22 protein-coding genes and 1 tRNA gene are annotated in these 24,232 nt (G+C 32.5%); 12 read left to right on the forward strand and 11 right to left on the reverse strand.

The window, feature by feature from the left end; all coding sequences use genetic code 11:
• Window positions 1-132 precede the first annotated feature (132 nt).
• From dprA to G8C43_RS04875, 3 genes are all read left to right on the forward strand, one after another.
• A complete protein-coding gene (dprA, locus tag G8C43_RS04865) occupies window positions 133-1,218 on the forward strand; it encodes a DNA-processing protein DprA (RefSeq protein WP_166004518.1) in 1,086 nt (361 codons plus the stop codon).
• Window positions 1,219-1,548: 330 nt separating this feature from the next.
• On the forward strand, window positions 1,549-2,064 hold the full coding sequence (locus G8C43_RS04870) for a YceI family protein (RefSeq protein ID WP_166004520.1): 516 nt from the start codon (window positions 1,549-1,551) through the stop codon (window positions 2,062-2,064).
• Between the two features lie 208 nt (window positions 2,065-2,272).
• Window positions 2,273-3,271, forward strand: a complete 999-nt coding sequence (locus G8C43_RS04875; protein ID WP_166004522.1) for a homocysteine S-methyltransferase family protein — start codon at window positions 2,273-2,275, stop codon at window positions 3,269-3,271.
• Window positions 3,272-3,402: 131 nt separating this feature from the next.
• Here G8C43_RS04875 and G8C43_RS04880 read toward each other — a convergent pair whose 3' ends face one another.
• The gene (locus tag G8C43_RS04880) at window positions 3,403-3,819 is read right to left on the reverse strand and encodes an Hsp20/alpha crystallin family protein (RefSeq protein WP_160541821.1); all 417 of its coding nucleotides are present in this window, start codon (window positions 3,817-3,819) and stop codon (window positions 3,403-3,405) included.
• Window positions 3,820-4,143: 324 nt separating this feature from the next.
• Between G8C43_RS04880 and G8C43_RS04885 the strand changes: the two genes are divergently transcribed.
• Window positions 4,144-4,797: a DedA family protein gene (locus G8C43_RS04885; RefSeq protein ID WP_166004524.1), complete on the forward strand. Its 654-nt coding sequence runs from the start codon at window positions 4,144-4,146 to the stop codon at window positions 4,795-4,797.
• Between the two features lie 117 nt (window positions 4,798-4,914).
• Entirely contained in the window at window positions 4,915-6,312 is a 1,398-nt protein-coding gene (locus G8C43_RS04890) for a dicarboxylate/amino acid:cation symporter (protein WP_166004527.1), read from the forward strand.
• Window positions 6,313-6,655: 343 nt separating this feature from the next.
• Here G8C43_RS04890 and G8C43_RS04895 read toward each other — a convergent pair whose 3' ends face one another.
• From G8C43_RS04895 to G8C43_RS04930, 8 genes are all read right to left on the reverse strand, one after another.
• Window positions 6,656-8,530, reverse strand: a complete 1,875-nt coding sequence (locus G8C43_RS04895) for an acyl-CoA thioesterase (RefSeq protein WP_166004529.1) — start codon at window positions 8,528-8,530, stop codon at window positions 6,656-6,658.
• Window positions 8,531-8,641: 111 nt separating this feature from the next.
• Window positions 8,642-9,742, reverse strand: coding sequence for an ABC transporter permease (locus tag G8C43_RS04900; RefSeq protein WP_166004531.1), 1,101 nt, complete (start codon window positions 9,740-9,742; stop codon window positions 8,642-8,644).
• Window positions 9,739-10,845: an ABC transporter permease gene (locus G8C43_RS04905; protein WP_160564482.1), complete on the reverse strand. Its 1,107-nt coding sequence runs from the start codon at window positions 10,843-10,845 to the stop codon at window positions 9,739-9,741. The genes G8C43_RS04900 and G8C43_RS04905 overlap by 4 nt, the downstream gene beginning before the upstream one ends.
• A 36-nt stretch (window positions 10,846-10,881) precedes the next feature.
• The gene (locus tag G8C43_RS04910) at window positions 10,882-11,613 is read right to left on the reverse strand and encodes an ABC transporter ATP-binding protein (RefSeq protein WP_166004533.1); all 732 of its coding nucleotides are present in this window, start codon (window positions 11,611-11,613) and stop codon (window positions 10,882-10,884) included.
• On the reverse strand, window positions 11,582-12,493 hold the full coding sequence (locus G8C43_RS04915) for an ABC transporter ATP-binding protein (protein WP_166004535.1): 912 nt from the start codon (window positions 12,491-12,493) through the stop codon (window positions 11,582-11,584). The genes G8C43_RS04910 and G8C43_RS04915 overlap by 32 nt, the downstream gene beginning before the upstream one ends.
• Before the next feature lie 65 nt (window positions 12,494-12,558).
• Entirely contained in the window at window positions 12,559-13,455 is an 897-nt protein-coding gene (locus tag G8C43_RS04920) for an HlyD family secretion protein (RefSeq protein ID WP_255490407.1), read from the reverse strand.
• A gap of 4 nt (window positions 13,456-13,459) precedes the next feature.
• On the reverse strand, window positions 13,460-14,725 hold the full coding sequence (locus tag G8C43_RS04925; protein WP_166004537.1) for a TolC family protein: 1,266 nt from the start codon (window positions 14,723-14,725) through the stop codon (window positions 13,460-13,462).
• Between the two features lie 10 nt (window positions 14,726-14,735).
• The gene (locus G8C43_RS04930) at window positions 14,736-15,347 is read right to left on the reverse strand and encodes a TetR/AcrR family transcriptional regulator (RefSeq protein WP_166004539.1); all 612 of its coding nucleotides are present in this window, start codon (window positions 15,345-15,347) and stop codon (window positions 14,736-14,738) included.
• 436 nt (window positions 15,348-15,783) lie between these two features.
• On the opposite strand from G8C43_RS04930, the gene pdhA reads away from it, so the two are divergent.
• The 7 genes from pdhA (at window position 15,784) to G8C43_RS04965 (ending at window position 21,084) form a co-directional block, all read left to right on the forward strand.
• Window positions 15,784-16,788 (forward strand): pyruvate dehydrogenase (acetyl-transferring) E1 component subunit alpha, encoded by a 1,005-nt coding sequence (pdhA, locus tag G8C43_RS04935; RefSeq protein ID WP_160541812.1) that lies wholly within the window; start codon window positions 15,784-15,786, stop codon window positions 16,786-16,788.
• Window positions 16,789-16,810: 22 nt separating this feature from the next.
• Entirely contained in the window at window positions 16,811-18,436 is a 1,626-nt protein-coding gene (locus G8C43_RS04940) for a 2-oxo acid dehydrogenase subunit E2 (protein ID WP_166004541.1), read from the forward strand.
• Between the two features lie 109 nt (window positions 18,437-18,545).
• Complete coding sequence (locus G8C43_RS04945; RefSeq protein ID WP_166004543.1) at window positions 18,546-18,971, forward strand: nucleoside-diphosphate kinase; 426 nt, start codon at window positions 18,546-18,548, stop codon at window positions 18,969-18,971.
• 109 nt (window positions 18,972-19,080) lie between these two features.
• Complete coding sequence (cdd, locus tag G8C43_RS04950) at window positions 19,081-19,557, forward strand: cytidine deaminase (protein WP_166004545.1); 477 nt, start codon at window positions 19,081-19,083, stop codon at window positions 19,555-19,557.
• 93 nt (window positions 19,558-19,650) lie between these two features.
• A complete protein-coding gene (gene metF, locus G8C43_RS04955; RefSeq protein WP_166004547.1) occupies window positions 19,651-20,604 on the forward strand; it encodes a methylenetetrahydrofolate reductase [NAD(P)H] in 954 nt (317 codons plus the stop codon).
• Complete coding sequence (gene folB, locus G8C43_RS04960) at window positions 20,605-20,964, forward strand: dihydroneopterin aldolase (protein ID WP_160541807.1); 360 nt, start codon at window positions 20,605-20,607, stop codon at window positions 20,962-20,964.
• A gap of 49 nt (window positions 20,965-21,013) precedes the next feature.
• Window positions 21,014-21,084: transfer RNA gene (locus G8C43_RS04965), tRNA-Cys, on the forward strand.
• A 35-nt stretch (window positions 21,085-21,119) separates the two neighbouring features.
• On the opposite strand, the gene G8C43_RS04970 is transcribed toward G8C43_RS04965, so the two are convergent.
• Window positions 21,120-22,820 carry an enoyl-CoA hydratase-related protein gene (locus tag G8C43_RS04970; RefSeq protein WP_166004549.1) on the reverse strand — a complete coding sequence of 567 codons (1,701 nt, stop codon included), beginning with the start codon at window positions 22,818-22,820 and terminating at the stop codon, window positions 21,120-21,122.
• A 205-nt stretch (window positions 22,821-23,025) separates the two neighbouring features.
• Window positions 23,026-24,204 (reverse strand): acetyl-CoA C-acyltransferase, encoded by a 1,179-nt coding sequence (locus tag G8C43_RS04975; RefSeq protein WP_166004551.1) that lies wholly within the window; start codon window positions 24,202-24,204, stop codon window positions 23,026-23,028.
• Window positions 24,205-24,232: the final 28 nt, after the last annotated feature.

A 24,232-nucleotide genomic window follows, 5' to 3' on the forward strand; every position in this document is an offset into this window, starting at 1 on the left:
ACTAAAATCTGATGATAAGGTTGAATTTTTAATTTAATTTATAAAAATATAGCCGTCACATTTTCCATAAATTCTTTTACATCGATATTTTTTCTTTATCTTTATCAAGACTATTGATAAAGCTATCTACTAATGAATCAGGAAATTGTACATCTTATTGCCTTACGAATATGTCCTCTTATCGGCGATATGACGATTAAGAAATTAATAAGCCATTTCGGAAGCGCACAAAATGTTTGGTCTGCAACTTCTCAAGAATTGCTTTCTGTGTATCATATAGGTCATAAAACCATTCAACATTTAGGTAATCAATCGCTTTTAGATCAAGCTTATAAAGAGTTTGAATATTGCATTACTAATAATATTCAAATAGTGCATTTATGGGATGATTCCTACCCTACTTTATTAAAGGAATGTTCGGACGCTCCTGTAATGCTCTATTATAAAGGTGTTATAAATTGGAAGCTACCCGCAGTAAGCATAGTAGGGACTCGTAAAATGACCTCTTACGGCGAAAATTTTACAAAAAAATTAGTAGAAAGCTTTCAAAACAAAAAAATCAATATTGTCAGCGGATTGGCTTTAGGAGTGGATGGATGCGCTCATAAGAAAGCTAATGAACTTGCCATTCCCACTCTGGGAGTACTTGCTCACGGCCTATCTACTCTTTATCCACCACAGCACAAAGGATTAGCGGAAAGAATGGTACAAAACGGAGGAATCCTTAGTGAATTTGCACCTAATACTAAACCCGAAAGAGCTAATTTTATACAGCGTAACCGTATCATTGCCGGGTTGTCTTCTGTAACGGTCATTATAGAATCAGGATACGGAGGCGGAGCCATTTCCACTGTAAAATTTGCTAATTCGTATCATCGTGAGGTATTTGCTTTGCCCGGAAAAGTTACTGATGCTTGCAGCCAGGGATGCAACCAGCTTATCAGAAACTTAGAAGCACAAATACTCACCCGACCTGAAGATGTGGTATCCTTATTTGGAGAAGCTCCTATAAAAAATTTACAACAAGAATTATGGATTGATCTCACAGATCAAGAATTAAAAATTATTGAATTGTTAAAACGTAAAGGAAAATTGCAAATTGATGCCTTATCTTTAGAATTAAGTTTACCTACGTTTCAACTCATGCCGATTTTGTTACAATTAGAACTTAAAAACATCATTGAAACCCTACCCGGAAAATATTTTTCTTTACTTTGATCTCCTACTTATTTTTAAAAAATATCAGTAATAAATAGTGCCCATCCCCGAAAAATTTAAAAAAAATCAAAAGAGAAAATAAGGTCTAATCACTTATTATCATTGTAAATGTTTTCGGAATCTTAAATTATTTATTTATTACATCCTAAACAACTACTTTGGAAAAATGATAAAAAATTTCTACTAATTTCTTTTCAAGAAATCGATTAAAAAATAATAACCATTATCCTTATCATTTATTTATATATGGTACAGTATATGTTTTAAATATATCTGATCTATAAGTATCAATAGTTAAAAGATTATTCATTACTAATAAAAAAAGGTAACATGAAAACAAAATGGTTAACTGATCCCGCTCACTCCGAGATCTTCTTTAAAGTAAAGCACATGGTAATATCAACCGTAACCGGAGAATTTACCAAATTTCAAGGTTCCATAGAATCTGAAAGTGATGATTTCTCAAATGCAAAATTTGATTTTTCCATCGATGTAGATTCTATCAATACAAAAATTGCTGATAGAGATACACATTTAAAATCAGAAGATTTCTTTGACGTTTCTCACTACCCTAAATTGACTTTTACAAGTAATTCGGGTGTTAAAGACAATAAAATCACGGGCATCCTTACTATCAGAGACGTAAGTAAAGAAATTACTTTAGATGCAGATTTTGGAGGAATCATCAAAGATCCATGGAATAATCAACGAGCCGGATTTGAATTTACAGGAAAATTAAATCGTAAAGATTTCGGTTTAAACTGGAGTCAAATGACTGAAGCCGGAGGTTTGGTAGTGAGCAATGAAGTTAAATTGCAAATAAATTTAGAGTTTATCGCTCAATAAATATAATAGTAAAAAACAGACTGAATTTAAATTCAGTCTGTTTTTTTTGCTCATATACTACTCTTGATATTCTTATTTCGATCCTTTTTATTTATTCAATTGTATTTATCTGTTTAATTACAAGTGTATACACAAAGCGTTTATAAGAATTCTAATTTTAAGAAACTTATAATGTTTTATGTACTTTTGTATGCAGGTAACTTGTAACATGAAAATAGAAGAACTCATTAAACATAAGATTCTAATCTTAGACGGAGCCATGGGAACCATGATTCAACGTTATAAATTAAATGAAGAAGATTATAGAGGCACTAGATTTAGGGATTGGAAAACAGATTTAAAGGGAAATAATGATTTGTTGTCCATTACACAACCGGATATTATTAAAAATATTCATTTGGAATATTTTGAGGCAGGAGCTGATATTATCGAAACGAATACATTTAATTCGAACCGAATTTCCATGACTGACTATGATATGCAGGATTGGGTACATGAGCTTAATTTTGCTTCTGTTCAAGTGGCTAAACAGGCCCGAGAGGAATATTGGAACAAAAATGGCACAAAACCTCTTTTTATTGCCGGTTCCATGGGCCCGACCTCAAAAACCGCTTCTATTTCTCCTGATGTTAATGACCCTGCTTACCGTGAGGTAGATTTTGATTATTTAGCGGAAATTTATAAAGAACAAGCAGTATCTCTTATTCAAGCCGGAGCGGATATTCTTTTAGTTGAAACTATCTTTGATACTTTAAATGCTAAGGCTGCTTTTTTTGGTATTGAGGAAGCTTTCGATAAAACCGGTAAAAAACTTCCCCTAATGGCTTCAGGCACAATTACTGATGCGGCGGGAAGGACATTATCCGGACAAACGACGGAAGCCTTTTTAGTTTCTTTATCACATTTACCTTTATTGTCCATTGGATTAAACTGTGCTTTGGGTGCTGAACAACTTTTTCAATATTTGGAAATATTGGCTAATAAAGCACCTTTTTACCTTAGCGCCTATCCTAATGCCGGATTACCCAATCCTTTAGGCGGATATGATGAAACGCCGGAAATGATGGCTGAAAAAGTTCAATTATATTTGGAAAATCAGCTGGTGAATATTTTGGGTGGATGTTGTGGAACGACTCCTGAACATATTAAGCTTTTTAGTGAATTGGCTTCAAACTATACACCTCGAATAATACCTCTTACCAAATAATGGGTTTTTATGAGTTTTGTTTATATAGATTTATTTCCGCGCTACAACCCATAAAAAAGGAGCTAAAGCATAAAAACTTTAACCCCTTTAACTAACTATAAATATTGATAGGTAAATATATAAGTAAAATTTTATTTTACTTCAATTTGTTTAGGTGCAATTTCTGTTTGTTCTTTCTTAGGTAAAACCAATTTTAAAACTCCATCATGATAGGTAGCATGTATTTTGGCTGCATCTATATTACTGTCATCTAAAGTAAAACTACGTTTAAAACTGGATTGGTAATATTCAGTTCTGTGAGATTTTTTATTATGCGTTTCAGCTTTTTTATCATAACTAATCGTTAGTAATCCTTTTTCTAAATTAACTTTAAAATCTTCTTTTTTCAATCCCGGAGCGTATAAATCCACTTCAAAATTGGCTTTATCTTCAGAAATATTTACAGGTGGAAATTTTACTTCTGCTCTATTCCATGCAGGAGCATTTGAGAAAAATTCATCTAATAAATTTCCGAAACTTTTGTTGTTGCTTTTAATTAAATCTGCCATAACTTTTATTTATTTTTTTAAGATTTTTTATGTTTTATGATTTTCAAATTACAGACCAAATACTTAAAAAAAATTGTAATTTATTAAAACAAAACCTTTTAGATAAAAAGCAAATTTTTAAATAATGTCATTTTGTCTTATTTTTGAATTAAATAATATTTTTTAACGACATTTTGTCATTACGAAAAAAGAATTATGGTAAAGTGTTTTATTTTTTATTTCATTTAACTTCCCTGATCGTTTTTACTATATTTGCAATCTTAATTTAAAAATTTTACTATTTTTTATTAGTTTTTATTAAAATAACCAGTATCAATATTATTCATGGAAACTTTACACTATTTAGTTGATTTTATTCTTCATATAAATGTTCATTTAGATGAATTAATGCGCAACTACGGAAATTGGGTTTATGCCATTCTTTTTTTAATCATTTTTTGTGAAACCGGACTAGTAATTACTCCTTTCTTACCCGGTGATTCTTTATTATTTTCCGCTGGAGCTCTTGCTGCTTCCAGTGATGAATTTAGCATCTTTTTATTAGCCCTATTATTTGTGGTTGGAGCTATTATTGGAGATACGGTTAATTTTGAGATAGGAAAATATTTTGGACATAAACTATTCAGTAATCCCAATTCTAAAATATTTAAGCAAAGCTATCTTCAAAAGACTCATGAATTTTATGAAAAACACGGAGGCAAAACCATTATATTAGCTCGTTTTGTTCCTATTGTTAGAACCTTTGCTCCTTTTGTTGCCGGAATGGGACGTATGAGTTATAAATACTTTATTTCCTATAATATTATAGGAGGCGTTGTATGGGTGTTTATTTTCTTATTCTTGGGATATTTTGTAGGCAACATTGGATGGGTTAAAAATAATTTACCTCTATTAATGATTTTAATTATTGTAGTATCTATTTTGCCTGCCATTTTAGAAATTTTACGTAATAAATTTATTGTTAAAAAGGATAAATAAAATGCTAATATTCATGTAAGAGTTTTTATAAAAAATTTTATTTTAATATATTTGTTAAATTATTATCTATAAATGGGTAATAATTTCGTAAAATTTTATAAAAAATCATAAACTTACATGAATATATCTCGTTTTTTTAATATACTCCCTTTTATTTTTATTACTATTACAGGCGCACTGTACCTGATCAACTACTTTTTTGGAGTTATTCCGGAAAATCTTTTTTTCGCTTGTCGTTGGTTATTTATGATTTCAATAATCATCTTTGCATTTAAAAAGAAAAATTTAACCATATGGATTTTTGTAGCGTTACTAGTTGGTGCTTGTTTAGGGTATGATTTTCCGGGAGTTAGCGGAAAACTCGATATATTAAGTAAAGTATTTCTTAAGCTGATTAAAACTATTATTGCGCCTTTGATATTTGCAACCCTAGTTCATGGTATAGCCAGTCATTCAGATATTAAACAAGTAGGTAGAATGGGTTGGAAATCTCTGGTTTATTTTGAGATCGTTACTACCTTTGCGCTTTTTATCGGATTAGCAGCCATCAACCTCACTCAAGCAGGAGTAGGAACGAAAAAAATAAATATAGCCCATGAACAATTACCACAAGTAGCATCTCAATCTTGGGAGGATATTATACTGCATATTTTCCCTGAAAATATAGCAAAGTCTGTCGCAGAAGGGCAAGTATTACAAATCGTCATATTTAGTATCTTATTTGGAGTAGCCCTTATAATGGTAACCAAAGAAAAGCGAATGTATTTAGTAAATTTTACAGACAGTCTTGCCGATACGATGTTTAAATTTACTAATATCATCATGTATTTTGCTCCTTTCGGTGTCTTGGGCGCTATGGCTTATACTATTGCACATATGGGACTGGATGCCTTAATCCCACTTATTAAGTTGTTATTAACTCTATATGGTGCTCTCATCGTATTTGTTCTCATCGTATTCCTTCCGATAGCTTTACTTATAAAAATGCCTATAAAACGATTCATTAAAGAAATCAAAGATGTGGCATTTTTAGCTTTTTCAACGGCTAGTTCTGAAGCTGCTCTACCCAAAGCCATGATTGCGATGGAAAGACTCGGCGTTCCTCGAAAAGTGATTGCTTTTGTAATGCCGACCGGGTATAGCTTTAATTTAGATGGAACTACTTTATATTTATCTTTAGCTATTATATTTGTAGCACAAGCAACGGGGGTTCATGTATCCTTTACTACCCAATTAATTATGATACTTACCTTAATCGTAACCAGCAAAGGTGTAGCCGGAGTACCTCGTGCTTCTTTAGTTATCTTAATGGGTACGGCAAGTACTTTTAATCTGCAAGAATGGCCCATTTTAATGATATTAGGAATTGATACGTTAATGGATATGGCTCGTGCTACGGTAAATGTTATTGGAAATTGTTTAGCTACTGCTGTAATTGCCCGATGGGAAGGAGAGTTTGATCCTGAAGGAGCAGAAAAAAAGTTGTTGGAAGAAGAAAATGTTCAGAAAGCCTAAGTTATAAGTAAGCTATAACCTATTATTTTTTATTTAAATTTATCAAAAACGTTAAATATATAAATTTAGTTTTTGACAATCAACCGATTAATGTCTCATTATTTATAATATATTGAATATTATTATCCATTTTCAATGAATGTAGGATAAATTATTGTTAATACCGAAAAAAGTATGATCGGCATAAAAATGAGTGAATTTTTTTAAATATTAATTAATCATTTTTTATTACAGCTTTTTTAGGTCCTACTGTTTTTAAGTAATCAATTTTATATTCTTTTAAAGCTTGAACTAAAATAATTCACAACCTTATAATAATTAAGAAATTCTTGGAAGTATTAAATTACATATAAGGCATAAAAGCTTTTATGACTTCGGGAGGAATATCCAATAAACGGTAATCTTTAGGAGAAACAAATATTAATTGTTGTTTTCCTTTACCCAATAAATTTCCGGCGGAATCGAAAACTTGATGTTCCAAAGTGGCAATCTTTCGATTATATTCCGAAGCTCGTATTTTTACGCTTATCCGTTCGAATTCTCTAGTTTCAGTAATGTATTTGTGTTCAAAAGATCGTGTTAATATTAAATAGGTAGTATCTTTTAAATTAAAATCGGGTAATACATAATTAAAAAATAATTCGCGCGTCTTTCCAACCCAAAGAGCATAAACTCCAAAATAAACATTTCCAACTGAGTTGGTATCTGCATAGGTTGCCATAAAGGAATGCACAAACCATTTACCTTCAAAATGACTTCCCGTGCTAACTTCCAAGGTTTTCCCATTAATAGCTGTATGAGTTGCTTTAGATAAATTTTTTAATACAGGAATTTCTGACGCAGCATCTATCACTTCTTCAACTTTCTCTTTCACGACTCGTAGTAAATCAGTATTTAAAACCAACCAAAACACATAGAGTATTGGAAGTATTGAGCCTATGATCATCAATACGGCCATTTGCATAAAATAACCTCCTGCAAATACCACTAATGAAAGTGCTCCAATCGAAAAAAGTTTCACTTGAGGTAAAGAATGCTGTGAATTGGGTACAAAACAACGCGCTATACCTAATGAGGCATAAGCCACAAAAAAAGTGGCATAAAATACCATAAAATATTCCAATTCAAAATTTGCCAATACAGAGAATATCGTAATTAAACCCGCCAAAATATAGGTAGGGATGGGAGAATCTGCAATTCCTTTAGGTATTATGGACAAAACAGGACTATTACTGGATTTGGAAACTTCTTTCACAAACCACCGAGTAGAAACATATCCGCTATCTAAAGTTGTTAATACTGCGAATACTATAAATAAATAATAGGACAGCGGAACCCATTCGGGAAGTGTAGATTGAAAGTGGATCATATAATTTACAATTTGCTCATGACCGTATTTTATACCTCCCAATCCAACCGATGTCATACTCGGATTAAACCAATTACTGTTAAAAACAAAACTTGCCATTAATCCATGAAAAATAAGCAGGAAAAAAAATATAACGGATCCGAAAAAATATCCGGTACATATATTGGTTTCTTCTTTTCTCATTTGTATAGCTCGCTGCCATTGTTGTAAATCCAGCCAAGGCCCTACAAAAAAACCAACAAAAATGGCAACCATATAGCCTATGAAAATAGGTTTTTGAGTTTCACTTTTTACCCATGCTTGATAATTGTATATTTCTTTAGGTTGTAAATAAGATAATAAGGAAACAATTATGACTAATAAAACTGCTCCAATTAATAGATGCCAGTATTTAATAGATTTAATCGAAAATTCTTCACCCAGTAAACAGGAAGCAGAAATAACCAATGAAACCACAAGTAATAAAGAAAAAATTTGTAATATACTTCCCCCATCATCCCAGCCCGGCCAATAAGAAGTAAGCAAAGGAATAAACAAATATTTTACAGTAGCAAAAACGGTTAAAGTAATTGCCAATAACTGATATAAATATAAACTGAGGCGAAACGGCTTATACCATTTTTTATAAAAACGTTCTAATGATTCTTGTCCTTTATCCCGATTGGCAATCTTTTGAGTACCGTAACCAAATAAAAATAATCCGATTGAGTTTAACAAAGCAAAACCCAATAGACCTGTTAAACCGAATAAATAAGTTATTTGCACGGAAAAAAACAGTCCTAATCCCCACAACCAGGAAAGAGCAACCGAATTTCCCCAAAAAAAAGAATTTATGATTTTAGATTTCATTACTTTTAGTTTAAAGTATATGTTGTTTCATTAATTTATTAATGTCAAAAATAATGCTTAAGAAACTTATAAAGAACATGTTCTATGCCTTTAAATAACTCTTTCAGACTCTCAATTTGTTTTTTTGTAGCTTACAATTGCACCTACATTCAACACTACAGCAAAGATAATAATTATATATAATTGATGAGAGATATCAGCCAAGGTACTTCCTTTCATATAAACCAGCCTCATCACTTCAATAAAATAACGTACCGGATTAAACATGGTAACGATTTGCGCCCATCTGGGCATACTGCTTATCGGAGTATAAAGTCCGCCCAATAAGAAAAATATAATTATTATAAAAAACAACACAAACATGGCCTGTTGTTGCGTAGATGAAAAATTTGAAATTATTAACCCAAATCCGGTAAATGCAATAAGGTAGAAAAAACAAAATATATAAATTATTAGGGCATGACCGGCCGGAACTAACCCATATACCAACCAGGCTATTAGCATACCAACAGTTAGTATAAACATTCCCATAACCCAAAAAGGAATCAATTTTCCTATAATAAAAATATATTTTGGAATAGGTGTAACATTGATTTGCTCAATGGTTCCTGCTTCTTTTTCTTTAACAATATTCAAGGAAGAAAGCGCCCCGCCTATAATACTGAGTAGCATAACCAAAATACCCGGCACCATAAAATTTCGATAATTCATTTCTGTATTATACATATAATAGGGCTTAACAATAATTTGTCCCGAACTTTGAGACTGACTAACCAGTTCCCGATTGTAAGCTGCTAAGATTTGTCCTAAATATGAAGATCCCAATCCTGCTTTTTGTCCGTTTATGGCATTTACCGATAGCATAACATCGGTTGATTTTTCTCTTATAAAGTTATTTTCAAAATTATGGGGAATTTCTAAAATCAAGTCTGCTTCATTTTTTTCGACGACCTTTAATGCGTCTGAATAAGACGTTGAATAATTGGCCAATTTAAAATATCCGGATGAAATTACTTTTTGTATCAATTCTCTGGAAGCCGAACTGTGATCGTTATCTATTATGCTTAATAAGATATTTTTCTGTTCAAAAGTGGCTGCCCATGGCAATACTAATAATTGAAAAACAGGCATAAAAAATACCAATCTCAAAATAGTTTTATTCCTGAATATCTGAAGAAATTCTTTTTCTAATAAAAATTTTAATGTTCTCATAACCTGTTTTTAAACATTTTAATACTTACCACTAATAAGAAAAGAGTCATACCAATAAGTATCAGACACTCTTGCCAGATAGCAAAAAAACCAAGCCCTTTAATCATTACATCTTTAACGGCAGTAATAAACCAGGTAGCGGGTAAAATGGTTGATATTATTCTAAGCGGCAAGGGCATATTTTCTACGGGAAATATTAACCCTGAAAGCAACAATGTGGGAAGCAATAATCCCATACCCGAAATTAACATGGCAGCTTGTTGGGTTTCCGTTATGGATGAAATTAAAATCCCTAACGATAAGGTGGATAGAATGAAAATTGTACATAGAAAAAGAAGTAAAAGTAAATTTCCTTCGATAGGCACTTCCAAGATGGTAACAGATATAATTAATATAGAAAAAACGTCAATAATGGAGATCAGGAAATAAGGAACCACTTTCGCTAATACAATGCTTATGGGTTTTAGCGGAGAAACTAATAATATCTCCATAGTTCCTTGTTCTTTTTCTTTTACAATGGAAATAGATGTCATCATTGAACAAATTAACATAAGAACCAATCCCATAATTCCCGGCACAAAATTATACGCACTTTTTAATTGTGGATTATAAAGCATTTTAACCTGACTTTTAATTACATAAGATCCTGAACTCGCTTTATTCATTTGTTGTTTTTGATATTCCGATATAATTTGTTGCAAGTAGCTAACTATGGTAGATGCTTCATTAGGATCTGATGCATCTACAATAAGTTGAACTTCACTAGTTCCTTGGTGATACAAGTCTTTATCAAATCCTTGAGGAATAACCACCGCCAATTTAGCTTTTCCTAGGCGAAAACGTTGTTCAACCTGTTCTAATTTGTCCAGGTAGCCTGTAAGGTCAAAATATTTACTGGCATTTATTTGTTCTATAAGTTGTATGGATTGGATGGTTTTAGAATTATCTAATACAATGAAAGAGGTATTTTTAATTTCTGTCGTAATAGCAAACCCAAATATCATAAGAAGTGCTATAGGCATAATTAAAAGCATAAGCATAGTTCTAAAATCACGGGTGATGTGAAAGATTTCTTTCTTTATAAAACTAAAAAATTGATTCATGCCCTATTCTTATTTTTTCCTTTATTTAGTTAAAATCTATTCTCTTTTTGCTCCTCTTGCCAATATTTGAAAAACTTCATCCATAGTTTCCGCATGATATTTATGACGAAGTCCCGCAGGCGTATCCAATGCTTCAATTTTACCATCCACCATAATTGAAACCCGATTACAATATTCTGCTTCATCCATATAATGAGTTGTAACAAAAATGGTTATCCCGTTATTGGAAGCCTGATAAATCATTTCCCAAAAAGTACGTCTTGCTATGGGGTCTACTCCTCCGGTGGGTTCATCCAAAAAAACAATTTCAGGAGAATGAAAGGTCGACACTGCAAAAGAAACTTTTTGCTTAATTCCTAAGGGTAAGGATTTAACCAAAACATCCCTTTCTGTTTCTAAGGAAAGTTCCTCTAAACATTGTTCCGTTTTTACTTTAATATCCTTAGTGCTCATTCCATAAATACCACCAAATAATCGCATATTTTCTTTAATGGTTAAATCTTCATATAACGAAAATTTTTGGCTCATATATCCGATATTTTTTTTAATCTTATCCGACTCTTTGTAAATATCGTATCCTGCAACAATTCCTTCCCCTGAGGTGGGAGATAACAATCCACATAGCATTCGTATGGCTGTTGTTTTTCCAGCACCGTTTGCTCCCAAAAAACCAAAAATTTCACCTTTGGATACTTCAAAGCTTATATGATTGACTGCAATAAAATCGCCAAATTTTTTAGTTAACCCTTTCGTTACTATGGTTTTCATTTTTATTCATTAAATAAATAAAACAATCTTCGATTCCCGGTTCAATTTCTTTTACTTCAGCTCCCTCTATCGTAACCTTTTCATTTTTAAATGTCACGTGCAAATATTCTCCGAATATATAACAGCTGTTTATTTCTTTTTGTTTGCGTAATTGCTGAAGAAGTTTATAATTATTATCAGATCGCACCGAATATAATTTATACGGATATTCTTGCGTAATCTGCTTAGGAGTATTGACAGAAAGTATGTTCCCTTCTTGAATTAGCGCAATCTTATCACATAAACTTGCTTCATCCATATAAGGTGTAGAAACCATTATAGTAATTCCCTGTTGTTTAAGTCGGGTTAACATATCCCAAAATTCTTTCCTGGATACGGGATCTACTCCTGTGGTCGGCTCATCTAAAAATAAAACCGAAGGCTTATGTATTAAGGCACAACATAGGGCTAGTTTTTGTTTCATTCCTCCCGAAAGTTTACCTGCTCTTCTCTTCTTGAAGGGTTCGATTTGAACATATATATCTTTAATTAAATCATAATTTTTTTCTACCGTTGTATTGAATACTCGAGCAAAAAAATTAAGATTTTCTTCAATACTTAAATCTTGATAAAGCGAAAATTTACCGGGCATATACCCGACTCTTTCCCGTATTTGTAAAAAGTTTTTCTTTACATCAAACCCATCTACAAATGCCTCTCCTTTATCCGCCACCAACAAAGTGGTTAATATTCTAAATAGAGTGGTCTTTCCTGCTCCATCGGGACCTATTAATCCAAATAATTCTCCTTTATTAATTTCAATAGATATATCTTGTAAAGCTTCAACCGGAACTTTGCCCGTATAGGTTTTTGAAATATTTTGTATGGAAATAACACTCATTATCTTTATTATATCTTCACTAAAATTTAGTCTTGTTTACTGTTAGAAAATGAATTTAGAACTTATCAGAAATCCACATCACCATACATACCTATTTTAATAAGCCCGTCAGTATTTGTTACTGCGATTTTTACCGCATACACTAAATTTTGACGCTCATCTTGGGTCTGAATAGTTTTTGGAGTGAACTCGGCTTTATCGGATATCCATGTAATAGTGCCCGGATAGGATTTTTGTTTATCCTCAGAAATATTTATAAACACTTTTACTTTCTGTCCTATTTTAATTTTTTCTAATTGTTCTGAAACTATATAGGCTCGTAAAAATAAATTTTTAGTATCTGCAATTTTATAGAGTGCTTTACCTTGAGTAACAACTTCTTTTTCTTCTACAAATTTGTTTAAAACAGTACCCTGAATTGGATTAATAATTTTACATTTTTTTAATTGATCTTCTATTTGGGATACTTGAACTGTATTGGTGTTACTTTCTTCATTGAGACTGTTAACCGATGTTGAAAGTGAATTTACTTGCGCATTTAAAGATTTTTTAAGAACTTCAATTTGTGAATTTGCATCATCCAGTTGTTTTTGAGTAGCTGCATTATCTGCCAATAATCTTTGAATTCTTCTTTTTTCAAATTCAGCTTTCGCAATTTGTTCTTTTATGGAAGAAACTTGGACGGATATGTCCGGTTTTTTAACCTGTATGGCTTTATTGGTAGCTAATAATTGTCTTTTCTTTAAATACAGCTGAATGCTGTCAACATATCCAACGTATTGTCCTTTGGCCAATTGATCTCCTTCCGTTAATTGAAAAGATTCCAATTTACCGTTAGCTTCCGATGAAACAATTACTTCAGTTGCTTCAAACGTTCCCGACGCATCATGCTCAAATTTATTTCGATTACAAGATAACAGGAACATAAACGTTCCCAGGGTAAATATTATTAACTGTCTCATAGTTCTAATTTCCTTGTGTATATTTATAATTATAGATACTTTGTAAATATTGCATTTCATGTATAGACTGTGTTACTCGTGCCTGATTTTCTGCATTAATATCTCCGATTAAATCATTCATATTGTAAATTCCATTTTTATACTTACTCTCTCCGGCCTTTTTAACACTATTCCTCAACCGAATAATTTCATCATCTTTTACCATCAATTGTTCATATTTATTTATTTCATTCTGAATTTGGGTAAGCTGAACATGGGTGTTAAATAAAAAGGTTTCTTTTTGAGATTGAAGTGAATTCCTATCGTTTTTTAGTAATCGATATTCGTTTTTCTTTGTGTATAAGTTTCCAAAATTCCAACTTAAACGCACCCCGCCAATAGCGTACGTTTTAAAATCTGAGTTCAACATATTTAAACCGGGTTTTCCATATCCTCCTTGAGCAAAAAGTGAAAATTTAGGCATATTTTTAGCTTTTATTGTACTTTCTTTAGCTTCATATACTAAATTTTGCTTATCATACATCCTTAATTCGGGACGAGAAATCTCTTGATCAAAATTGATACTATTGTCCGGAAGTTTCAGTTCAACTCCTTGACTTATTTCTTCATGTATAAATAAAGAAAGCATTTTTATATAAGCCATTCGTAAAGTGGTAAGTTCAATTTTTTTTTGATCGGTGTTTAATAATTCCACTTTAACCAAATCTAAATCAGATACCATGGCAACGCCATTTTTTAGCATGGCACTAACCAGGTTATAATTGGTTTGTAAATCGGAGTTTAAAATATCCAATTGATTCAATTGCTTGTCAATCGTTAGAATTCCAAAATACAATTGATTAATTTTTTCCCTTACAGTATATAAGTTTACTTCAAGCTTTTGCTTTTCAAAATCTGAATTCGCTTGGGTAATTTTTTTTTGAGATCGCGTTGCTCCTCCATCCCATAGCAATTGTGTAACATCTAAAGTTATTTTGTATTGATCTTTGTCCATTTCGGGAATATTGTAACCCGGAATTTTTATGGGTATTTTAGTTACTTGAGTTTGATAAGAAGCCTGTCCACCGAGAGAAATTTGCGGTAAGTAATTTTTTGCCAAATTATCCAAAGTATAGTCTTCGGCTAGAGAAATTAAATCGTACTGTTTAATTAACGGATAATTTTCTCTTGCTTTTTCCTGACATTCTTCCAGGCTTATTACCGATAACTGTGAAAACAATAGACAAGGAAGTAAACATAATTGTAAAAAAATATACGTTTTAGTTTTCATAATCTCATTATTATACTAGCTTTAACATTGACTTTAACCAGATTGGAACTAAAGTTTTTCGTTGTTCGATGAAATCTGTAAAACTTTTTTCATCCATTTTAGTTACATATTTTATAAAGGGTTGCCCTATTATCGGAAAAATAGACATGGAAACTAGATTTATAAAAAAATGTATAGCTGTAAAATTCAACTTTTCTTTATTTATTTGCTCATTGATCTGTTTGAACATATAAGTATCTTGGATAAAACCTTCGGGAATTTTAACCCTATCAAAAAGATGTTGAGGATTAGCCTGTAATTCACTGAATAAAAAAAGAGGCAAATTTGAATTTTTGGACATTCCTTCTATATATCTTAAGACTCCTGCATCTATTTTCTCGGTCAAGGTTGTTTGCTTATTATTCATTATATGTTCCAGATAAGAAAACATTTCTTCTATGCTCTCCTGCATCACTATTTCAAATAAATTTTCTTTACTTCTGTAATAATAATTTAGCAGAGCCAAATTGATACCCGCCTCTTTTGCTATATCTCGGGTACGAGTTAAACCAAAACCTTTTTTTTGAAAAACGCGCTTTGCAGCCTCCTTAATTTTTTGCTCTGTTGACACATCTCTGACCATATCCTGATTTTCATTTCCAATTTTATAACTTATTCATTGCAATCGTATTGCATTTTTTATACCACTAAATATATTTTAATGCAAATATATTTAAATTTTTGATTTAATCAAATGATTAAATTTTATTTAATGAATAGTTTTTTCATAACTATAACTTCTATAATAATTCTTTTAGATGATCAGATATATATCGAAATGAAATTTAATGAATTGAAAAATTAGACAAATAATATTTCTACCAAATAAAAATAAAACAAACAATAATATGAGTAAATTATTATACTCGATTATTAAATCAACATTAAATAAAAATAAATAATTACTTATATAAATAATTTAATATAAATAATCATGATATAAGTATTTAAACTTATAAAATCTAAATTTTGTTAGTTCATAGTATTTGATGTAAATTTGCGTGTCAAATTGTACAAGGATGAAAGAATTTAGTAAAGAAGTATACCTCAAGTGGTTTGAGGATATGACTATGTGGAGAAGATTTGAGGACAAAGCTCGTTCTCTATATTTAAAAGATAAAATCAGAGGTTTTTTGCATTTATATAATGGCCAAGAGGCAATTGCAGCAGGTTTTACTCATGCAATGGATATAACCAAAGACAAGATTATAACCTCTTATCGTTGTCATGCTCATGCATTAGCCATGGGGCTGGATCCTAAAGTAGCCATGTCTGAATTATGCGGTAAAGCCACCGGTTCATCTCAAGGATTGGGTGGATCTATGCACCTTTTCAGCCGTGAGCACAATGTATACGGTGGACATGGTATTGTAGGTGGTCATATCCCGTTAGGTGCCGGTATAGCCTTCGCAGATAAATATTTTGAACGCGACGCGGTTACTATTTGCTACATGGGTGACGGTGCAGTAAGACAAGGTACTCTACATGAAACTTTCAACATGGCTATGAACTGGAAATTACCGGTAGTATTTGTTTGTGAAAACAATCAATATGCTATGGGTACATCAGTTGAAAGAACTACTAATAATTTGGATATTTACCAATTAGGACTAGGGTATGAAATGCCATGCGCTCCGGTGGATGCAATGAATCCTGAGACAGTTGCAGAAGCAGCTTACGAAGCTATTGAAAGAGCAAGAAGAGGAGATGGTCCTACGTTCCTTGAAGCAAGAACGTATCGTTTTAGAGGACACTCTATGTCTGATGCTGAGCCTTACAGAACGAAAGAAGAGGTGGAAGAACACAAAAAAGAAGACCCGATTCTATTCGTAAAACATAAAATTTTATCTAATAATTGGGCAAGCATCGAAGAATTAGATGAAATAGATAAAAGAATAAAGGATGAAATGAATGAAGTTGGTAAGTTTGCAGAAGATGCTCCTTACGCTGATGATGACGTATTATATAAATATATATACTCAGAGCCAAATTATCCTTTTTTAGATAAATTAGAAAACCAATAAAAACACGAATCAAAACCAAATTATGGCTGAAGTTATAAAAATGCCTCGTCTGAGTGATACCATGACTGAGGGAAAAGTATCTAAATGGAACCTAAAAGTAGGAGATCCTGTAAAAGAAGGCGATATCTTAGCAGAAATTGAAACAGATAAAGCTGTTCAGGATTTTGATTATGATGGTGATGATGGTATCCTTTTATATCAAGGAGTTAAAGAAGGTGATGCTGCACCGGTGGATTCTCTGTTAGCTATTGTCGGAAAAGCAGGGGAAGACATCAGCGCATTAATTGGAGGTGCTAACAGCAATTCTTCATCTTCTGAACCAACAACTAATAACGACTCTAGCAATACGAATACAACTTCTACCCCTTCTGCTTCTGTAGAAATCCCTAAAGATGTGGAAATTATCAAAGTTCCCAGACTTAGTGATACCATGACTGAAGGTAAAGTTTCTAAATGGAATGTTAAGGTTGGTGATACCATTAAAGAAGGCGATGTTATTGCTGAAATAGAAACAGATAAAGCGGTTCAAGATTTTGAATACGATGGTAACGGCGGAGTTTTATTATACCAAGGAGTAAAAGAAGGAGATTCTGCTCCAATTGAATCTTTATTGGCTATCGTAGGACCTGCAGGTACGGATGTTAGCGGAATTATTGCCGGAGGCACTGCTGCTTCTACTGCAACTTCTAAACCTGCTGCTTCTGAGCCGACAGCTGTCGCATCCAATGACTCTAAACCTTCTTCTGAAGCTAATACAGTTTCATCCGGCAACGGTAAAATATTTGCTTCTCCTTTAGCAAAGAAAATTGCTAAAGAAAAAGGAATTAGCCTAGATCAAATTAAAGGAAGTGGAGACAATGGAAGAATTACTAGAAAAGATGTTGAAAATTTTGTTCCATCAGCTTCCACAACTACAGCTTCTGCCTCTTCAGCTAAATCTACGCCGGTTGCTCCGCAAATAACTCCGGGTGTAGACACTGAAACACCAAATTCTTCCATGAGAAATGCTATTGCTAAAAGTCTTAGCCACAGTTTATTTACTGCTCCTCATTACAATTTGGTATTTGAAATCAATATGGATAATGCTATGGAAGCTAGAAAAGCTATCAATAGCCTTCCTGATACCAAAGTATCTTTTAACGATATTGTAATTAAAGCCGTTGCAATTGCTTTAAGAAAACATCCGCAAATTAACAGTACTTGGTCCGATACTAAAATTATCCACCGCGGAAACATTAATGTAGGAGTTGCAGTAGCAGTTGAAGATGGATTAGTAGTTCCGGTAATTAAAAACACCGATTACTTATCTTTAACTCAAATTTCATCAGCAGTAAAAGACTTAGCCGGAAGAGCTAGAGATAAAAAATTAAAAGCTAATGAAATGGACGGATCTACTTTCACTATTTCTAACTTAGGAATGTTTGGAGTGGAATCTTTCAATTCAATTATTAATCAACCGAATTCATGTATTTTATCCGTGGGAGCTATCATACAAAAACCGGTAGTGAAAAACGGACAAATTGTGGTTGGTAACACAATGCAAATATCATTGGCATGTGATCACCGTGTAGTAGATGGTGCTACCGGAGCTCAGTTTTTACAAACTCTTAAAATGTATCTTGAAAATCCGGTATCATTATTGGCTTAAGAGATTAAAATATTTAATTAAAAAACACTCAATTCTGTAAAGAATTGAGTGTTTTTTTTTAACTTTATTTTATTATTACTTAGCTTAACTTTTTTAAATATATATTTTTATGTCCAATTTTACTCTTACTATGATAAAACCCGATGCTGTTTCTAAAGGTCTAACGGGAACTATTTTAAAAGATATTACTGAAGCCGGTTTTAGTATCATTGCTTTAAAACTAACCTCCCTCACCTTAGCAGATGCCCAAAGATTCTATTCAGTACATCAAGGCAAACCTTTTTTTGAGGACTTAGTGAATTTTATGACCTCCGGACCTATAATTGCAGCTGTTTTAAAAAAGGAAAATGCTGTGGAAAATTTTAGAAAGTTAATCGGTGCTACCAATCCCGATCAGGCAGAAGAAGGTACTATCCGAAAAAAATATGCGGAAAGCACACAACGAAATGCTATTCATGGATCAGACAGCGACGAAAATGCAGCGATTGAAACTCATTTTCATTTTGCAGAAAGAGAAATCTTTTCTTTCTTATAAAAATCTGTTTTATAGGTTTTTTGTTTTAGCAAATACTTTATACATGGTAATTATTTTACCCATTTTTATAATTTATTAGTAACTTAGGTGCATATAATAAGTATTAAATATGATTAAAGTCTTAGATCTAAAATATGAAGAGTATTCCCAATGGGAAGATCTTTCCGACCAAGACTTAGTAGTAATTAATAAGGCTAAAGAAGCCCGTAATTCTGCTTATGCCAATTATTCTAATTTTAAAGTTGGAGCCGCCTTATTATTAGATAATGGTAAAATCTTAACAGGTAACAATCAAGAGAATGCCGCTTATCCCAGTGGTTTATGTGCAGAAAGGACCGCTATTTTTTATACTATAGCAAATTATCCGTCTGCTAAAATAATAAAAATGGCTGTAGTTGCCGGAAAAGATGATAACAGTTCCATTCCTGTCTCTCCTTGCGGAGCCTGTAGACAAGTACTTATTGAATATGAATTCAGACAAAAAATGCCTATTGAATTTCTTTTTACCGGTTTGAAAGGAAAAGTAATTAAATTTAACCAATGTGCTGATTTACTACCCTTTTCTTTTAATGAAAGTGCTTTATAATTATAATGAATAAACTATAAATGATAATAATAACAACTAAAAATATTTTTCATCTCCCAATAAAATGGCCTGTTTTGAACAAAAATAATTAATATGAAAGTTACAGAACATATTTCCAATGCAAAGGGAAAAACTTTATTTTCCTTCGAAATACTCCCGCCTAAAAAAGGAGAAGATTTACAAAATATATTTTCCAATATTGATCCTTTAATGGAATTTAATCCTCCTTTCATTGATGTAACCTATCATAGAGAAGAATACGAATATAGAGAGTTACCTAATGGATTGATACAAAAAATTGTTACAAGAAAACGTCCCGGTACAGTGGGTATATGTGCTGCAATTCAACAAAAGTATAAAGTTGACGCAGTGCCTCATTTAATATGTGGTGGGTTTAATAAAGAAGAAACTGAAAATATTCTTATCGATTTTAATTTTCTAGGTATTGATAATATTTTAGTTCTACGAGGAGACCCCATTAAAAGTGAGGGTATATTTAAACCACACTCTCAAGGACATTCATATGCTAATGAACTGGTGTCTCAAGTTCAAAACATGAATTCAGGTAAATATCTTCATGAAGAATACGCTCATGGAGCTACTGATTTTTGTATTGGCATAGCCGGATATCCTGAAAAACATTTTGAAAGCCCTAATTTAGATACGGATTTAAATTATTTAAAGCAAAAAATTGATGCCGGAGCTGATTACATTGTTACTCAACTGTTTTATGATAATACTAAATATTTTGAGTTTGTAAAGAAGTGTAGGAATATCGGAATTACTGTACCGATCATACCCGGCATAAAGCCTGTATCTATAAAAAAACATCTGACTATTCTTCCAAACATTTTTCACATAGATATGCCTCAAGAATTAGTTATGGCCGTAGAAAAATGTAAGGATAACAAAGCAGTGTATGAGGTGGGTATAGAATGGACGGTTAATCAATGCAAGGAATTAATGAAGCAAGGAGTACCCGTACTTCACTTTTATTCAATGGGAAGATCTGAAAATATAAGAAAAATTGCTAAACAACTATTTTAAATGCAAAAAATAAAATTAAAAAATATAAAAATTTACGCCTATCATGGATGCTTAGAAGAAGAAGCTAAAATTGGTTCCTTTTATATAGTTAATGTGACAATACGGTTAAACTTAGAAAAATCAGGAAGATCTGATGAGCTTAATGATACTGTTAATTACGGAATTGTTGCACAAATAGTTAAAGATCAGATGGCTGTTCGCTCCAATCTTTTAGAACATGTTGCCTATCGAATTATAAGAGAAATAAAATTTCAATGTAAAAAGGTAAAAGCTGTAAAAGTCTCTGTTGCAAAGGTAAACCCGCCTGTACATGTAAATTTAGATCAGGTAAAAGTAACTTTTAAAAAGAAATTTTATTAGATTTTAATTTTAATTCAAAAAAAATTGTAGATTTGCAATCCAACAAAACGGCTTCGTGGCCGAGTGGCTAGGCAGAGGTCTGCAAAACCTTGTACAGCGGTTCGAATCCGCTCGAAGCCTCAATAAAAACCATCTCAAATGAGATGGTTTTTTTATTATTCCTTATTTTGTTTAACTCTTGCCCAATTGGCGATCAATCGATCCGGAGTCTTACAAGCTCTTTTTTTAAGTACAAAACAATTTCTTTTTACAGAAAAAGAATTTCGGTCGTAAAGCATATCTTCTTTCATCTCTTCTAATTCTTTCTTTCTACATTCGGCTGCTTTTTCCGGATTAAAAGGTTTTTTCGAGGCTTTTTTATTTACTTCTTCTGCTTTTTTAGCTTCTACCCATAACCATTCATTGAAATTGATTATTTCTCTGGGACCTATAGAATCAATTAATCCGATTTCCAATGCCCGGGTTACACTTACGGGTAAACATTCTTCGGTTAATTTTCTAGCTTGTTGCTCTCCCACCCGTTTAGGCAAAGTATATGTCCAATATTCTGAACCGTATAATCCCATCGTGGCATAATGAGGATTAAGTATTATTCCATCTCTGGCAGCTACAAAATCAGCTGTTAAAGCTAACATTACTCCTCCCGCTCCGGCACTACCTGTCACACCGGCAATTACCCATTGTTTCGTATCTAAAAGTTCTAAACATACATCGTCTATAGCATGTATATTTTTCCAGGCCTCTTCTGCCGGATTTTCTGCTGCTTCTATCGTATTAAGGTGTACACCATTGGAAAAAGCATTGTATCCTCCTTTAATTATCAACACATTCGTTTCCTGTTCTTTAGCAAATTGAATAGCTTTTATCATCCTTTCACATTGTTGGGTACTCATGGCACCATTATAAAAATTAAAGGTTAACTCTCCTATTTTTCCTTTTTGGGAATAATGTATTGTACTGTACTCCTCTTTAGATAAAACCGTATCGTACAATGAAAGTGTTAAATTTTTTAGACTTTCTGCTTTTTCTTTTAAAACTTGTACAGCCGGTAGTTTAAAGGGCAATTGGTCTTTAGCTGCTCTTTTTAACGAACCAATCCATAGGCTTTTTTCTCCTGTTCCAATTAAAACTGCATCTTCACGGCGGGCTAAAAGTTTTCCCGCTTCACCTTCACGATGATCCAAATATGCATCATATATATAAAATTTTTCACCTTCTATTTCTGCTAATACACCGGGTATTCCTTCTGCTGAATTTACTATATTTAAAATATCTTTTGCCGAACTAGTCCATTCAAAATGACGATCCGATTGTTTCATATTAGGTTCTAGCCTTCCCTTTACATTTTCGCTATTATAATCTAACGGGATGGGTTTTTCTTTATTTATAAATTTATCAATAACCTCAAAAATACATTTTATAGCGGCATCACTTACAAAATTGTTATAAAGCTCTGATTTTCTTATTAAAGCAGGTTTTTTAAATTCATAACTTGCCCAAATAGGTCCGGCGTCCATTTCTTCTACGGCTTGTAATGCAGTTACTCCCCATGTGTCAAGATTTTTTAAAATTGCCCAGTCTAAAGAAGAGGCTCCTCTATCTCCTCTAATACCCGGATGGATAATTATGATAGGTCTTGTCTCATTTTTCCAAAGAACCTCAGGCACTCTATCTTTCAAAAAAGGACAAATAACAAGGTCCGGATGGGCAGTTTCGATTGAATCTATAACCTCTTGTTCTGTGGTAAAAAGTAAAAAACTAACCTGATATCCTGCTTCTTTCAATGAAAGCCAGACTCTTTGAGTTAATCCGTTAAAGGCAGACGAAAGCAAGATAATATTTAATGTATTCTTCATGATTTATAATATTATTTAATTCAAAATATAATTTTTGTTTATATAACAAATATATATAAATCAACCAAATATTATTAGAATATTAATATAATTTAAATTTATATTATATTAAATAGTTTACAGACTCTTCAAACTTATTAATTGAATTGATAATAAAAAAGGCAGATTTTTCAAATCTGCCTTTTTTATTATATTTTATAAAAGTTTATATATTTTCAAGTATAATTGCACTGGCTCCTCCTCCTCCATTACAGATTGCTGCCGCTCCATACTTTGCATTATTTTGTTTTAACACATGGATTAAAGTAACTATAATTCTCGAACCGCTATTACCTAAAGGATGCCCTAAAGAAACAGCGCCACCATTTAGATTTACTTTTGAACTATCTATGTTTAGTATTTTAGCATTCGCTAATCCAACTACGGAAAATGCTTCATTGAACTCAAAAAAATCAATATCATCTAAAGATAAATTTGCTTTTTTTAGGGCTTTGGGAAGAGCTAAGGAAGGTGCTATGGTGAATTTTTCAGGCTCACAAGCAGCATCTGCATAGGAAATAATTTTTACTAACGGTTGTAAACCTAATTCTTTAGCTTTCTCAGCTGTCATTAGTATTAGTGCTGATGCTCCATCATTTAAAGTGGACGCATTGGCTGCAGTTACAGTTCCTTCTTTCTGGAAAACAGGGGATAATTGTTTCAGCTTATCGAAATTTACATTTTTAAATTCTTCATCTTCTGAAATGATTATGGGATCTTTTTTTCTCTGAGGAACAGTCACAGGCACAACTTCATCTTTAAATTTACCGGATTTCCATGCTAATTCCGAACGTGTATACGATTGTATGGCGAAAGCATCTTGCTCTTCTCTGGAAATATTATACTCTTCTGCACAAGCATCTGCGCATATTCCCATGTGATTGCGATCGTATACATTTATCAACCCGTCTTTTAGTAAACCATCAACTAACTTTTGATCTCCCAACTTGTTTCCAATTCTTCCTTTTGTTAGATAATAAGGTACTTGCGACATGGATTCCATTCCTCCTGCCACTACTATTTCATTATCTCCTGCTTGAATGGATTGTGCGCCAATAATTACCGCTTTCATTCCTGAAGCACATACTTTGTTTATGGTAGTACAAGGGACGTTATTCGGTATTCCGGCTCCCAATGAAGCTTGTTTAGCCGGTGCCTGTCCTACATTGGCCTGTAAAACATTACCCATAAAAACCTCATTGATTAAAGTTTTTTCCAATTTAATTTTATTCAGTGCCCCTTCAATGGCTGCTGATCCTAATTGCACCGCTGAAAGGCTTGATAGACTGCCTAAAAAACTTCCTATGGGTGTTCTCGCAGCAGAAACAATAACTAGTTCTTTCATTTTTTAATGGTAGTATATTTTTAATCTT

The sequence above is a fragment of the Apibacter sp. B2966 genome (assembly GCF_011082485.1).
In the GTDB taxonomy this organism is placed as follows: Bacteria; Bacteroidota; Bacteroidia; order Flavobacteriales; family Weeksellaceae; genus Apibacter.